Source organism: Scytonema sp. NUACC21 (assembly GCF_054684315.1).
Genome location: NZ_BAAFZH010000043.1, coordinates 1 through 13,487 on the forward strand (window position 1 = coordinate 1; position 13,487 = coordinate 13,487).

Below are 13,487 nucleotides of genomic sequence, written 5' to 3' on the forward strand. Positions count from 1 at the left end.
GTTAAGTTGCCATAAGTATTTGTCACGAACTACTATCACACCATGAACATCATTACCAGATTGAGGAACTTTAATGAAATCTGGACGCTCCGAGGGATTTTCTAGCAGAGACTTGTGGTTATAAACATAGACAAAGTCAGCTACTTGGGGGTTAGCATTACCTGCGTTGGTGATAAAGTTGTCGCCAATCTGAGAAGCAACCAATCCATTGAAGGTGACTTCTTCTTTATTGTAAATGTGGGCTATGCTCAGTGTTTCTGCATTGACGATCGCCACCCCACCATCCGCAAACGTGACATAAACGAACTTACCTGTGTCATCGACTACAGCTACCACTGGTCGGGCAGTGGGAGTTCCTAAGGCTGTCTTTGTCTCCGGAATATTGAAGTCCAAGGTTTTAACTTCACCAAAAATTTTATCTCCGGATGCCTCATAATTTGTGGAAATCTTATGAATCCGTTGACCGGGAGTATCTGCAACAAATACGAAGTTGTTATCCTTTGAGACGGACACAGCGTGGGAGTTTGAGTTTGGTAATCCTGGTGGAAGAATCGAATCTACAACTTCACGTTTATCGGCATCAATTGCATAGACCTGAGCCGTTGTCGCGTGTCCCACAATTGCATGTGTAGCTCCCTGATTGAAAGCAATCCAGTGGGGTTTTTGACCTGCTGCAAGACCTTTTTTCCTGGCGCTGGCAGCTAAATTAACTTTCTCAACCTTTGCATTACCTCTTAAAAAGTCTTGGTCGTCACCTGATAGAACATAGAGATTGCCTCCCAAGGGAGTACCATCAAAGGAATCTGCTTGGTCAATAGCCCAAACCTCATAAGCTGAGGGATTCTTTGGTTGTTTGGCTGAGGCTGATAGAGAAAAATTATTGTGAAGTGGAAGGGGGACTTGGGTAAATATAACCCAAACAATACCAACGAAAAATAGAAATGGAAGTAACAATTTCTTCATCTTTAACTTTCCTCATTCAAGTACATCAAGCTGTCTGTAAAAAGCTTCATAGCCTGTTTGATTGTGTTGGTAAAAGCGTTGTATAACAAGCGATCGCTTGTCTTTTGCAAAGTTAAAAAACCTCGGATTTGGAAATGACGTTCGAGACTTGAATAACACAAGACAATACTGCTGTGATTATCAATCGCAATCCGCACAGAAATTCTCTTTGTGTAGTGAATTAAAAAACGTCGGTTAAGCTTGAAGACAGTAAGGTTGATGTCAGATTGACTGCATTTTGTAAAAGTTGCAATTATGACGGACTGTAAAACATTACTATAAATACGGTTAATTAATCAAGCTTTAGTAGTATAAAATTTTCATAAATTTTACAATGTAGAGACTAAGCATGGCTGGTCTCTACAAATGTTCTTTTTTACACATTAATCTTAAATGGCTGTCTATTTGATCATGACTCCTGCAAGGCTCCTAGCTTGCGAATTTTGGGCCAGATTGCAGCTACCACAATTACCACGACAATCGTGCCAATTCCACCACCAACTACAGAAATTACCGGGCCAAACAAGGCTGCAGCTAACCCTGATTCAAAACCTCCTAACTCATTAGAAGCACTAATAAAGACACTATTAATGGCAGCAACTCGACCGCGCAAGTGGTCGGGAGTTCGGATTTGAACCAAGGTATGACGAATCACAACACTAATACTATCTAGTGCCCCACTCAGCGCCAGCATCAGCAGTGATAGCCAAAACCAACGAGATAGCCCAAAAATAATCGTGACAACGCCAAAGCCCACTACAGACCAAAGTAAGGCTGGTCCTGCTTTACGTAATGGTGGCATATGGGCCAATACTACCGCCATGATGAGTGCGCCAATGGAAGGGGCGGCTTGTAGGTAGCCTAACTCTAGTGGACCGACCCGCAAAATATCCTTGGCAAAAATAGGTAGCAATGCAACCGATCCCCCAAGTAATACGGCAAATAGATCCAGGGTGATTGCTGCTAGGATGACCTGATTCTGCCAGACAAACTGAGCACCAGCTGATAGTGCTTTGAGTGATATTGGTTCCTTTGAAAGGGTTGTCTTTTGTTCTTTTATCGCTACTGTTAAAGCAAAACACAACAGCGCTGCTACTGCGGCTAGTACGTATACCCCCGTGGCACCTCCAAAAGCAGCGATCGCAAATCCTCCCAAGGCAGGACCAATGACTGATGCTAACTGAAAGCTACTACTATTCCAAGTTGCAGCATTTGTGAAAACACTGACAGGTATTAACTGCCACATCAAAGCATCGCTAGCAGGCTTGAGGAACGCCCTAGCTACACCTGTTAACAGCAAACACGTATAAACTAGAACAATTGTACTTTGAGTAAAAGAAAGCACTGCTAAAGCCAGGGAGCAAATAACTAGCAGTATGACTGAGAGTAGCATGGTTCGTTTGCGATCGCTGCGATCTGCTACGTGTCCTGCAATCAAGGTCAGAGCAATCATCGGCAACACTTGTGCCAAACCTACACCACCTAACACCATAGCTGAGCCAGTGCGATCGTAAAGTTCCCAACCGATTGCTACAGACTGCATTTGTGCTCCCGTAAACAAGAGAACACGCCCGATGGTAAAGAGGCGATAGTCTCGAAACCTCAAGGCTGCAAAGGGGTCGTGTTGTGCAACTTGAGCGCTGTTGAGATTTGAATTCCGTTTACTTGAAGACATTTTTGAGTAGAGATTACCCTTCTAAAATTTGCGATAATTGCTCTGTGTCAGACCCTACAAGTAGGATACACTTTCTCTGAAAAATTATTTAGATAAGCTAATCATTAGGGTATCATACATTTTTAAAGTAAAGAACCCTAATTTTTTGTGACAATGCTTGCGAAAACCTCAGTATGACAAAGTATAAGTTATGTAGGTTTGTGTACATAAATTCTTGACAATCAATATAGTTAGTTAAAGATTTGTCTCACTCTCAATTACTTCTCCCTCTTGGGATGGTGAAAACAACAGAAAAAACGGGCTATAGTTGAATGATATCTACTTTATGTAGTACGTTACTGCTGTCCCAGTTAAAGTTAACTTTTTTGCGATCGCACTTCTACCCCCTGAACAGTTACGTTATTTAGGACAGCGTTTTGCAACTAAAGCGAAGAAAGTTTCAGGCGACAATGAACAAACCAATCCTTGAAAAAATAGGCACTCTTTCTGAGTTTGGGACTCATACACCGTGGTATGTGGCGGTGCATCCCCATCCTCTACTAAAAAAAAAATACTCCTACGCGATTGCCATTCATGACGTATTAGAACGCAACACAGTCCCCATTGCGGACTTTGACTCGTGCTTGTTCGGTTGCTACGGTACACCAGACCAAGCGCTGAATGCCGGAGTTGAGGAAGCAAATCAGATAGTTGTGTCGCAAAAAATATTACAGAACAGTTGATTGACTTGAATGGCACTGCATTAAGCAACACAACCTAACAAGATGCGATCGCAAAGAGTAAACTCGTAATGTTATAATGATGGATTGTGAGTTATAATAGAAATGTAAACAGCGATAACGCTACACATTGTGAGGCAGCCAATATGGATGCCAATGAAGTTTTAAAACGATACGCAGCCGGAGAAAGAAATTTTAGACAGGCAGACTGGAGAGGAATCAGCCTGCCTAAAGCTAATTTAAGTGGAGTAGATTTGAGTGGCGCACATTTGAGTAACGCAGACTTGAGCGGCTCAGATTTAAGCAACGCTAACTTAAACTGGGTTGGACTTAAAGGAGCCAATCTCAGTAGGGCAAATCTGAGGGGGGCAAAAATGCCTGATGGAAGAACACACAACGATCTCTTAGAATCTGCCAATTATTTCTTTAGCTAACGCTTGACAATAAATCTGTTATTGGTGAGCAGTGTCTTTCATCTAAAGGCACTGCTCATTGTTAGATGCTACAGATTATTTTTCAGGTCGTAGTTAATCAAATAAACCTCGAAATGAAACAGTGCCTTGTCATGCTTTAGGAGAAGGGATGCTGTTCATTGCAGCAGTCATCAATATGCGTAGACCTAATTTAAATCTTTCAGGAGTTCGTAATAAGTATTATTACTAAGATGATTCTAAATGCAGATGCAGAGGTTCGCTATTTCACTCCGGGAGAACTAGACCAGATCAATATCTTTGTTAAGAGCAGTCAGCACCGTCTACAACTTTCTCAATTGGCGTAGCTATGTATCCAAGTAATAGATTTCTTAATAATCTTGCAAGCCTCCAAGGGCTGCAAGTACTCATCGTAGACAATAATGTCGATTGCTGCGATTTGATGACGATCCTCCTGCAACTCTATGGTGTTGAGGTAAAACAAGCGTTTTCAGTCCCGCAAGCTCTGGAGATATTTGAGCAATGGCAACCTTATATAGTCGTGAGTGACATTGCCTTGCCAAAGGAATTTTTACCCTGTTATGGTTTGGCAGAAGCAACCTTAATTGTTAGCGGTACAGATCGATCTGAAGAACCTTTGGCTTTGACTATCCCTTGTAGCGGGAATGAAGTCCTGGATGCAGATGCGTCAGGGCAGACAGGCAATACCCGTACTGTGGTTAGCAATGGTCAGATTATGGCAGAGCTGTCCTTACAAATCATCAATCCTGAAACTTTGGTAGAATGTCCTTCCCATCACATTGGAGAAATCTGGATTGCTGGACCGAGTATTACGCGAGGTTACTGGCAAAAACCCGATAAAAATCAGGAAACATTTGTTTTTCGAGATGGATTGCAATTTCTGCGGACAGGAGATTTAGGTTTTCTCGATTCCCAGCGCAGGCTGTATATTACGGGGCGACTCAAAGACTTGATTGTGATTGATGGGAAAAACTACTATCCCCAAGATATTGAAGAAACGGTCAAACTTTCTCACCCAGCTTTACACGAAAGCAATTGTGTCGTGTTTTCAGTCTCCGGTACTTATTCTCCAAAATTGGTGGTTGTTACTGAAGTGGCTCGTCAGTTTTACCAGCAAATCTATATTTATGAGGATGAAATCCAACAAGCGGTTAAGACTGCTGTCTATAACCATTACCAACTGACGGTACATGAAACTGTAGTCCTCCCGTTAAATAACATTCCCAAAACCACTAGCGGAAAAATTCAACGACAGCGTACCAAGTTGCTGTATCTGTTGCAAGAACTTAAAAGCCTTGAAAAAGTCACGCAAGTCTCTGAAGGGTAACACTTTATGTCTAGTCAACTACCAAGCTATGTAGCTCAAATGCAAGAGCAGTCTTTCGTTACAGAAGTCACTGAAGTATTCCAATCTTTAGAAATAGATAATAACCATCCTCAATACAAACCCCTTTCTGGGATGAGGAAATGGATTAGATACGCGTGGTATCCTACCATAGATATAGTCAGTTTAATCGGTGCAATTGCCGCGATCGCTTCTTTTCGGAATCATGGCATAAGTTGGACTGACTTGGGGATTCTGCTCTTCATGTTTAACTTTATTGGCTTGGGGGGAGAAGCAGGAATGCACAGACTGTTTGCCCATAAAAGCTATAAAGTAGCCAAACCCCTACGCATTCTGCTGGCGGTTGCTGGCTCTATGGTAGGTGAAGCGCCCATTCTTGAGTATGCGGCTTATCATCGTTGCCATCACATCTATGCCGATCGTGAGGGCGATCTCCATTCACCCCATTACTTTGACGCTGAAACACCTTGGGCTAGGCTCAAAAATATCTGGCATGCCTTTTTTGGCTGGAAGTACAACCCTAAAACAAACCAAATTCCTTCACCGGAACGATATGCCAAAGACTTACTGGCTGAACCAGCAATGGTTGTTATCAATAACTATTTTTATGGCATCGTTTTGGTCTCGTTCTTCTTGCCAGCTTTATTAGGTTTCTTATTTACCGGAACTGGGCACGGGGCATGGACTGCCTTTCTGTGGGGAGGATGTTTCAGATTTTGTGTCATGACCCTGATAGGAGATTTAATGATTCGAGCCGGCTGTCATCTATTCGGGACTCGTCCGTTTGTAGATCAAGCCAACAGTCAGAGTAGCAATATTTGGTTTTTAGCTATTCCAAGTTTAGGACTATCATGGCACAACAATCACCATGCTTTTCCGGGTTCTGCCCTACTCAACATTGATTGGTGGCAAATCGATCCGAGTGGTTCATTTATTACCTTGCTTGAAAAGCTTGGCTTGGCTTGGAACGTCAAGCGACCAACTCCAGAACAAGTAAAAGCAAAAAGGGTTAATTCCGGAATTGTGAGTTGAGTTTTTGGTAGGAAATTATTGCAACATATCAGGAGTTTGTCATTTATGGATACTACAATCAAGACCGAAAAATTGAAGAGCACTACTGCCAAAATCAGAACCCCCGCCAATCTTGTTTCCTTAAAAGAAAAAATCCAAACCTCTCCCTTTACAGTCTGGATGAATGTAGATATCACTGCTTGTGAGGATGGCTTTGCCGAATTAACCATCTCCATGCGAGAAGAATTAAAGCAGCATAATGGTTTTACCCACGGGGCTGTGATTGGTTTTTTAGTTGATAGTGCCTGTTGTTGGGCTGCAGCTTCTAAGGTGGGTGATGTGGTGACTGCCGAATACAAACTGAACTTTATCGCCCCTGCCGTTGGTGAAAAACTAATTGCTAGAGGTTATGTCATTAAATCAACTTTCAGTCAAGTTATTACCAGGGCTGATGTGTTTTCTGTAAAAGGGACTAAAGAAACCCTTGTTTCTACTGGTTTAGCTACTGTAACACCTTATGGTTGAATCACAGCAAGCGATCGTTTTAGTAACGAAAACTGCCTGATACTACCATAATTTCCTCTCAAGAAACTTTACTATGTTTGCGACCTTAATTGATACGGTTTTCCCAACCTTAAGAAGTTCCTCAATAATCCACGGTCCCGCTAGTCAGTCTCGGTCTAATATCCAATTTATAGATATGGGAATAACATGGATACGCTATTGTATTACTGGAGAAAATAAACCCACTATTGTACTCAATACAGACCCCCCCTTAACTATTGAGTCTTACGACCAGACAATTGCAGAGCTTTCTCGTTATTTTAGAGTCATTGTCTTTGAAATACCGGGATTTGGATTTTCGTTGCCAAAGGGATTGGGTTTTAGGTATGATTTTGACTTTATTACAACAACCTTAGTTCAGTTCTTAACCCGTCTCAATTTAGGTCCTTATATATTAAGCTTTCCTTGTCTTTTGGGGTTTTGTGCCATAAAAATTGCTAACCTTCACCCTGAGTTAGTTTCTCACATGGTTCTCAATCAAATTCCCACCTGGCAAGGTGCTTTGGAGTGGAAAAAAGGAAGAGATCCTCAAGGTATTCTCTCTACACCTTTTTTGGGTCAAATAGCTTTACATTTTTTAAAAGAAAAGCGTAGTGGGAACTGGTTCGATCTAGTAACTGCAGATTCTAAAACGGCGCAGAAATTAACAGAAAGAGCACTGTGGTCTTACAAGTTGGGTGCGTGTTTTTCTCTAGCTTCGTGCTTTCAATTTTACTTGAAAGAACAGCAACCGGATTTAGACCCAGTTAAACAACCTAGTCTGATTATTTGGGGAGAATGTGATGGTTCCCACGCAAAAACTGATAAAAGTCTGACTCGCCAGTTAACTCTTGATTTTGAAGAAGTATATATTCAAAAGGCGGGTCACTCTCCTGAGGTTGAAGCTCCTAAAATTTTCGCTGAATCAGTCAAGAATTTAGTAGGTTAAAACTGGTTGAATTACAAATATCATTGCTGGATTTTTGCTGGTGCAATGGGTTGCTTGATGAAACGCAGACGGCAAGAATCCTACTAATTTCAAGCACCTGAATTTCTTGATGGAAATTACTTTATAATTTATACTTCATCCTTCAGTTGACTTCACAAGTCCTTATACCATTTCTCTAAAAGCAGACTACAGAGTAAATATGGCGATTGTGAGTCAGTCAAGCACAGCAGCAATTGTGGGAACCGTATTATTACCTTTGCTACAGGCGGTTGGTATCGAACCAGTCATAGCAGGTTCTCTCTTATTGCTAGGTTCCTCAATGGGAGGCGAGTTATTCAACCCAGGCGCAGTAGAAATGGTCAAACTGGCAGAACTCGAAGGAAAAGTCAATTGGCGAACTGCTGTAGCTTATGATGGTACCAAAGTTATTATCGAGGGCTTGAAACGAAATACAAATCGTTGGGAATTACCAAAAGAACTACATAACAGAAACAGACCAGTATGTGGAGCAACTGGCGAGATTAGTTTTACATCATCAGGTGAACGACTGCAACAGCAAGCTTTTATTATCAAACCTGATTACATTTTTCTCTCATAACGAGGTAAACAGGGGGTTCCCCAGCAAACTTGTCCCGAGGGGATATCACTAAAAACACTGCTTCGAGCTCCAATTACGGCATTAGCCCCAATAGTGACTCCCGGTCCAACGAAGCAATCTGCTGCAACCCATGCGCCATTACCAATGGTAATACTTGCAGTTTTGAGATTGAAAGTTGGATCTTGGATGTCATGGTTTCCAGTACACAGGTAACTTTTTTGAGAAATCACGCAGTGTTCTCCAACGTGGATGCAATCCAGACTGTAGAAAACAACGTCATCTCCAATCCAACTGCAGTCACCAATTGTCACTTTCCAAGGATAGGTGAAACGGGCTGTGGGTCGAATTAAGACGCCCTGACCAATACGCGCACCAAACAGACGCAGCAAGGCGCAGCGCAGACCATTGAGTGGGTGAGGTGTTAGAGGAAAAGCGATCGCTTGTACAAACCACCAAAACAAAATATACCAACCGGGTCGTCCCCGGTCAAACCAAGATTGGTCGTATTTGTCTGGTTTAATGCCTTTGCCTGTATCGCTGACTTGAATCTGGACGTAGGAACCAACATTATCTAAACGAATTGTGACTTGTCCTTGAGATGGGGTAAATTTAACAGCATTAGAAAGCAGATTCCACATAATTTGCCGCAAGCGTTTGGGATCGCCAAAAACCAAAGCCTTATTAGCATTAAATACAGTTATTATCTCAATAGCTTTAGATTGAGCAGCAAGACGTACACTTTCAATTGCAGCAACGATGGTAGTTGTCAGGTCAACAGTAACGGGATTGAGACTTAACTTACCGCTCAAAATCTTAGATACACTCAACAAATCATTTACAAGTTGTATCTGCAAGCGAGCATTACGTTCAATAGTTTCCAAAGCCTCAGAAGCTTTGACAGAATCAAGCCTGCCACTTCGTAAAAGTCTGACCCAACCTAATATGGGATTCAGAGGTGTTCGCAGTTCGTGAGACAGAACGGAGAGAAATTCATCTTTGACACGGTTAGCTGCTTGAGCCTGTTCCAAAAGTTTAGTTCGCTCTTCTTCAGCCCGTTTGTGTTCTGTAATATCTCTTAGAGAGACAAGATAAGCAATATTTCCCTGCCACTCAATTTCCACCACACGCATTTGGGCAATTTTTTCCAAGCAACAGTTTGTTAAGCCACTTCCTTTTTTGCAAGTGCAAATATCGACTTCTGTATTATCACTGGCAACAACAGGAAAACCGAATAATTCTCCCAACAGTTCTTCTTGTTTGCGACCAAAAAGTGCTAGTGCTGCAGGGTTGATAAAACGTACAATGCCTTGCCGATCGACAACTAAGGTTCCGTCAGCATTCTTGGCAATCAGAGTTTGCAATTGTCCTTCAATTCTATGCAGTGCTGCTTCGATTTGTTGGGAACGGTTTTCTTGTCTTGTGAGTTCTGCCCTCTTTTGTTGCAGCTGTTGCTCTAAATCAATTTTTTGTAATTCACAATTTGCCGATAGCGGTTCTGTCATGGCTGGTTGTGTTTTTTTGACAACTGCCTGCTCTATAACTTGGGGAAGCCGTGCCCATTCATCTTTTAACAGGTAGTCTGTAGCTCCCCTTTTCATGCACTCTACAGCAACGGAGACACTATTTGTGCTGTTAAGAATCACAAAAGGGATATTCAATCCTTTTGCTTGTGCCAAGCACAATGCTTCCAAAGCTTCTATATCTTTTAAAGTATATTCAGCTACAATAATATTCCAGGTAGAATTGAGATGTAAGAGATAATCAGCTTTTGTTGATATACACTTATAAGTTGCTGCAAAGCTCTCCCTGTCCAACATCGCCTGGATGTTTTCTCTGTTTTCGGGCGAGTCTAATAGAAGTAGGATATTAAACTTGGCAGCCACTTTTGTTACTTTTTGTTGGTAAGGAATTTTCTATGATAAATAAATCATAATCATTTTTGAGCCGCCATCATATTACCGAAAGGCTTAAGTTTGTGACTCTTCCGGTAGAATGAGAAGAACCAATCGGGTCGCTGGTTCACCTTGGTCTATAGATACTGGAAACGGGATTACCTACCAAAATACCTGTAATATTGCGGAAGGCTCTTCCGATGTGCATACCTCTGGTGTCAATTGTAAACTCACGGATTTGCTTATCGTGTTCCGAACCACGCATTTTGAGTACCGTTATTCCCCGGCGAATTTCTCCGTAAACTTCAACATATCGCAGTAAGATAATTGTGTCTGTAGTTGTATAAATATCAGCTTCCGAGATGGAGGTACCACCTATAAGGGTTGGAGCAGTCGTAGTATAGAGTGCAGTGATTTTTTGGCGTCTGACCATTGCGTTTAGAGTCACGAGAAATTCTCGAAACGCCCCAGGGGTTGAAATCCACTCTAATGCCGAGAGACTATCGATCGCCACTCGATGTGGTTGAAATTCCTCAATGGTTTCCTGCATTCTAATCAGGTGCTCTTCCAATCGGCTTGACTTTGGGTGACGGCAGACAACTCGCAAATTTCCTTCGCGTTCCATTTGCCTCAAGTTCATATTCCACCCTCGGGTATTTCTCAAGAGCAATTTACGATTTTCCTCAAAAGCAAACAACAAGCACTGTTCGTGGCGACGCACTCCAGCTGACATAAACTCAGTCGCAAGGAGAGTTTTACCCGTACCTGTAGCACCTGATACCAGGGTAATAGAGTTGCGGAAAAAACCACCGCCACACATTGCATCAAGTTCTGTATTACCAGAAGTTATGCGGGAATCAAAGGTATCATCCTCTGTTGTATCCGCAGTTAAGAGAGGAATAATCACCATACCTTTGTCAGGTAGGATAGAAAAGGGAAATTCGCCCTGGTGGTGACAACTGCCTCTGTATTTCAGAATTTCTATAGTACGGCGGCGCTTTTCTTGAACTAGAACATTCCGCAGGATAATAACGTTATCGGCAACGAACTCTTCTACACCGTAACTGCTAATTTCTCCGTATTCCTGGTTGCGTTCGCAAGTGACAACAATGGTACTGTCAATCTGTCTTAGGGATGAAGCGAGCAAATATAGGTCGTTACGAACTTGATTTTTATCGGAGGTGTAGGTAAAAATAGCTCCCAAACAATCTACCGCAACTCTGACTGCATTAACTTGAGCGATCGCATATCTAATTCGAGCAAGTAAAGAATCAAAATCATATTCTCCACTCACCAATGGTTTGTCTTCAAGTTGGCGGGATGCATCAACAAATGCCCATTTACCTTCTTCCTCCCATCTGCGGATATCCCATCCAAAACCGCGCATATTTTTCCGGATATACTGGGGGGATTCTTCCAAGGTAACGAACACCCCATTTTCTCCCTGTTTAATACCTTCAGCAATATACTGACAAGCAAAGACAGTTTTACCACTGCCTGCAGTACCAACCACTAAAGTTAACCGACCAACTGGCAGCCCTCCGTCAGATAAAAGGTCATAGCCAGGAATTCCCGTAACAAGCTTCTCAATGAAATCTTGTTCGCTGTTTGGATTCATCGCTGAACTTTTATGTTCTGAATATGATTATATAGATTACTACCCATTGTCCTTCAATGTATCACGATTGCTTGGTGAAATATTCAGCCCTAAGATGACCGTTTGAGTATCTGATAAATCTCCAATAATTCGCACTTGTGGCAAAGGGAACTCTTTGATTAAAGTTGGTGTCACTAGAATCTTTTGAGCTTCAGCAACCTGGGGCTGCTCCAGCACATCAATGATTATTATTTCATGTCGGTTTTTTAAGTGGGACTCACACAAATGAATTAAATTGGAGATGGCTCGCTGAGACCTGGGTGTATATCCAGTAATGTAAAGTTTGAGTAAATATTTATCACTCATCGGTCACTTGAGTCATAACCTGTTAATCTTTGTATTCTTTTTTTCTTATTTTAGTCATTATATGTTTGAATAATGTTATATTTATTCAGACTAACGAAGTATTTCTGTTAACCGATAGTCAGGGAAACCAAGAGTTACAACTCTGTTAAATAACTGTAAGAAATACGTCTAAATATTTATCTCTTTGTCTTTTAATTATTAGCAAAATGTGTCAGTAGACAGATGTTTTGGTTTTCAACTTCCTGAAGACAGCCAGCCTGTAGCTAAAGAAACGCAACTTATTTATCTGGCTATTGGGATAGTCATTCGTCAATGGGTAGAGCCAAACCTAGTTTGCGGAAAATTATGTAGATGTTGGTGGGATGGGTAATGCGATCGAACCTCTCCCCCAACCCCTCCCCTACAAGGGGAGGGGAGTTTCTTCTTCTTTGTTCTCTATGAGGGAATAGGGATTAGGGGGATAACTGCTCTTGACATACCTTAGAAATAAGTGCCAAAACATTATCAAGATTTTGCCGCACTTCTTCATTTTTTATTCTTAACAAACGCAGTCCCCGTGCTGACAAAATCTTGTCGCGTTCTGTATCGTATTCTACTTGTTGTTCATGAATCTCTCCATCCACTTCTACCACTAATGCGGCAGCATGACAGTAAAAATCTGTGATAAATCCATCAATAATCTGCTGGCGGCGGAAGTGAAAACCATTCATACGATTCCCACGTAGATGTTGCCAAAGGATTTTTTCTTCTGGCGTCATTTCGCGACGAAGTTCTTTAGCTCTTTGCAATTTAGCAGAATTTACTTTTTGTCCGATAACAATATTGTGAGTTCCTATTTGACTTGAAAATGGCTTTCGGGGTGTTGGGTTAGTCATTGAATAAACATGACAATAGATTTGTTTTTTTACAATTGCGATCGATTTCTTCTTCAACTACTCCTTCGCAGGGAGATGAGAATTCCTGACTTACTTTTCACGGAAGAAAGGAAAACCTCTCTCTAAATCTCTCTCCTATAAGGAGAGAGACTTTGAATTTTGGGTTTGACAGTTAGATGTTTTGTAGAATGATTAAGTAGGGTGCTTGGGCAAGGAGTCCGAAAATTAAGGAAGACGTTAAAGCAGTGCCCAAGCACCCTACTTAATCTTTTCTCAGCTGTCGCAGAATCTCCCGTACCTCCATTAAAATTTGTCCCAGCATATTTTTGCCACTCCCATCTGCTCCACGGCCCCAGTAGTAATTGTCACCCAGACGATAATTTGTCTGGGTGACAACAAAAATCAGGCAAGCGGCGGAGCCAGAACTTACGTCCTGACAATCCAGTTAAACTGCGATAGCTTC

At 41.8% G+C, this 13,487-nt stretch carries 14 protein-coding genes and 2 pseudogenes; 8 read left to right on the forward strand and 8 right to left on the reverse strand.

Going from position 1 to position 13,487, the window contains the following annotated elements:
• The 3 genes from ACYRY3_RS04860 to ACYRY3_RS04870 all read right to left on the reverse strand — a co-directional run.
• On the reverse strand, positions 1-963 hold a 963-nt coding region (locus ACYRY3_RS04860; RefSeq protein ID WP_460200594.1), incomplete at its 3' end, for a YncE family protein.
• Between the two features lie 2 nt (positions 964-965).
• Positions 966-1,160, reverse strand: coding sequence for a hypothetical protein (locus ACYRY3_RS04865; RefSeq protein WP_460200595.1), 195 nt, complete (start codon positions 1,158-1,160; stop codon positions 966-968).
• Positions 1,161-1,411: 251 nt separating this feature from the next.
• The gene (locus ACYRY3_RS04870) at positions 1,412-2,677 is read right to left on the reverse strand and encodes an MFS transporter (RefSeq protein ID WP_460200596.1); all 1,266 of its coding nucleotides are present in this window, start codon (positions 2,675-2,677) and stop codon (positions 1,412-1,414) included.
• A gap of 449 nt (positions 2,678-3,126) precedes the next feature.
• On the opposite strand from ACYRY3_RS04870, the gene ACYRY3_RS04875 reads away from it, so the two are divergent.
• The 8 genes and pseudogenes from ACYRY3_RS04875 (at position 3,127) to ACYRY3_RS04910 (ending at position 8,294) form a co-directional block, all read left to right on the forward strand.
• Entirely contained in the window at positions 3,127-3,399 is a 273-nt protein-coding gene (locus tag ACYRY3_RS04875; protein WP_460200597.1) for a hypothetical protein, read from the forward strand.
• A 143-nt stretch (positions 3,400-3,542) separates the two neighbouring features.
• The gene (locus tag ACYRY3_RS04880) at positions 3,543-3,830 is read left to right on the forward strand and encodes a pentapeptide repeat-containing protein (RefSeq protein ID WP_460200598.1); all 288 of its coding nucleotides are present in this window, start codon (positions 3,543-3,545) and stop codon (positions 3,828-3,830) included.
• A gap of 212 nt (positions 3,831-4,042) precedes the next feature.
• Positions 4,043-4,159 (forward strand): annotated as a pseudogene (locus ACYRY3_RS04885) (allophycocyanin); the annotation flags it as partial.
• 17 nt (positions 4,160-4,176) lie between these two features.
• Positions 4,177-5,175 (forward strand): AMP-binding protein, encoded by a 999-nt coding sequence (locus ACYRY3_RS04890; RefSeq protein ID WP_460200599.1) that lies wholly within the window; start codon positions 4,177-4,179, stop codon positions 5,173-5,175.
• A 6-nt stretch (positions 5,176-5,181) separates the two neighbouring features.
• Positions 5,182-6,225: an acyl-CoA desaturase gene (locus ACYRY3_RS04895; RefSeq protein ID WP_460200600.1), complete on the forward strand. Its 1,044-nt coding sequence runs from the start codon at positions 5,182-5,184 to the stop codon at positions 6,223-6,225.
• Between the two features lie 45 nt (positions 6,226-6,270).
• Entirely contained in the window at positions 6,271-6,729 is a 459-nt protein-coding gene (locus ACYRY3_RS04900) for a PaaI family thioesterase (RefSeq protein WP_460200601.1), read from the forward strand.
• Positions 6,730-6,802: 73 nt separating this feature from the next.
• Positions 6,803-7,696 carry an alpha/beta fold hydrolase gene (locus tag ACYRY3_RS04905; RefSeq protein WP_460200602.1) on the forward strand — a complete coding sequence of 298 codons (894 nt, stop codon included), beginning with the start codon at positions 6,803-6,805 and terminating at the stop codon, positions 7,694-7,696.
• Positions 7,697-7,904: 208 nt separating this feature from the next.
• Positions 7,905-8,294 (forward strand): hypothetical protein, encoded by a 390-nt coding sequence (locus tag ACYRY3_RS04910; protein ID WP_460200604.1) that lies wholly within the window; start codon positions 7,905-7,907, stop codon positions 8,292-8,294.
• Here ACYRY3_RS04910 and hpsU read toward each other — a convergent pair.
• The 5 genes and pseudogenes from hpsU to ACYRY3_RS04935 all read right to left on the reverse strand — a co-directional run bounded on the left by hpsU (position 8,276) and on the right by ACYRY3_RS04935 (position 13,024).
• Positions 8,276-8,815 carry a hormogonium polysaccharide biosynthesis acetyltransferase HpsU gene (gene hpsU / locus ACYRY3_RS04915; protein ID WP_460200636.1) on the reverse strand — a complete coding sequence of 180 codons (540 nt, stop codon included), beginning with the start codon at positions 8,813-8,815 and terminating at the stop codon, positions 8,276-8,278. The two genes, ACYRY3_RS04910 and hpsU, sit on opposite strands and share 19 nt — an antisense overlap.
• A pseudogene (locus ACYRY3_RS04920) lies at positions 8,807-10,111 on the reverse strand (histidine kinase dimerization/phospho-acceptor domain-containing protein); the annotation flags it as partial. The gene hpsU and the pseudogene ACYRY3_RS04920, both read right to left, overlap by 9 nt.
• 202 nt (positions 10,112-10,313) lie before the next feature.
• Positions 10,314-11,804, reverse strand: coding sequence for a circadian clock protein KaiC (gene kaiC, locus ACYRY3_RS04925; protein ID WP_460200605.1), 1,491 nt, complete (start codon positions 11,802-11,804; stop codon positions 10,314-10,316).
• A gap of 39 nt (positions 11,805-11,843) precedes the next feature.
• Complete coding sequence (locus ACYRY3_RS04930) at positions 11,844-12,149, reverse strand: circadian clock KaiB family protein (RefSeq protein ID WP_460200606.1); 306 nt, start codon at positions 12,147-12,149, stop codon at positions 11,844-11,846.
• A 452-nt stretch (positions 12,150-12,601) separates the two neighbouring features.
• Positions 12,602-13,024 carry an endonuclease domain-containing protein gene (locus tag ACYRY3_RS04935; RefSeq protein ID WP_460200607.1) on the reverse strand — a complete coding sequence of 141 codons (423 nt, stop codon included), beginning with the start codon at positions 13,022-13,024 and terminating at the stop codon, positions 12,602-12,604.
• Positions 13,025-13,487: the final 463 nt, after the last annotated feature.

Bases quoted from the DNA above. Each gene is read 5' to 3' on its own strand.
- ACYRY3_RS04870 (WP_460200596.1), bottom strand. From the start codon at position 2,677: ATGTCTTCAAGTAAACGGAATTCAAATCTCAACAGCGCTCAAGTTGCA.
- ACYRY3_RS04875 (WP_460200597.1), top strand. From the start codon at position 3,127: ATGAACAAACCAATCCTTGAAAAAATAGGCACTCTTTCTGAGTTTGGG.
- ACYRY3_RS04880 (WP_460200598.1), top strand. From the start codon at position 3,543: ATGGATGCCAATGAAGTTTTAAAACGATACGCAGCCGGAGAAAGAAAT.
- ACYRY3_RS04890 (WP_460200599.1), top strand. From the start codon at position 4,177: ATGTATCCAAGTAATAGATTTCTTAATAATCTTGCAAGCCTCCAAGGG.
- ACYRY3_RS04895 (WP_460200600.1), top strand. From the start codon at position 5,182: ATGTCTAGTCAACTACCAAGCTATGTAGCTCAAATGCAAGAGCAGTCT.
- ACYRY3_RS04900 (WP_460200601.1), top strand. From the start codon at position 6,271: ATGGATACTACAATCAAGACCGAAAAATTGAAGAGCACTACTGCCAAA.
- ACYRY3_RS04905 (WP_460200602.1), top strand. From the start codon at position 6,803: ATGTTTGCGACCTTAATTGATACGGTTTTCCCAACCTTAAGAAGTTCC.
- kaiC (WP_460200605.1), bottom strand. From the start codon at position 11,804: ATGAATCCAAACAGCGAACAAGATTTCATTGAGAAGCTTGTTACGGGA.
- ACYRY3_RS04930 (WP_460200606.1), bottom strand. From the start codon at position 12,149: ATGAGTGATAAATATTTACTCAAACTTTACATTACTGGATATACACCC.
- ACYRY3_RS04935 (WP_460200607.1), bottom strand. From the start codon at position 13,024: ATGACTAACCCAACACCCCGAAAGCCATTTTCAAGTCAAATAGGAACT.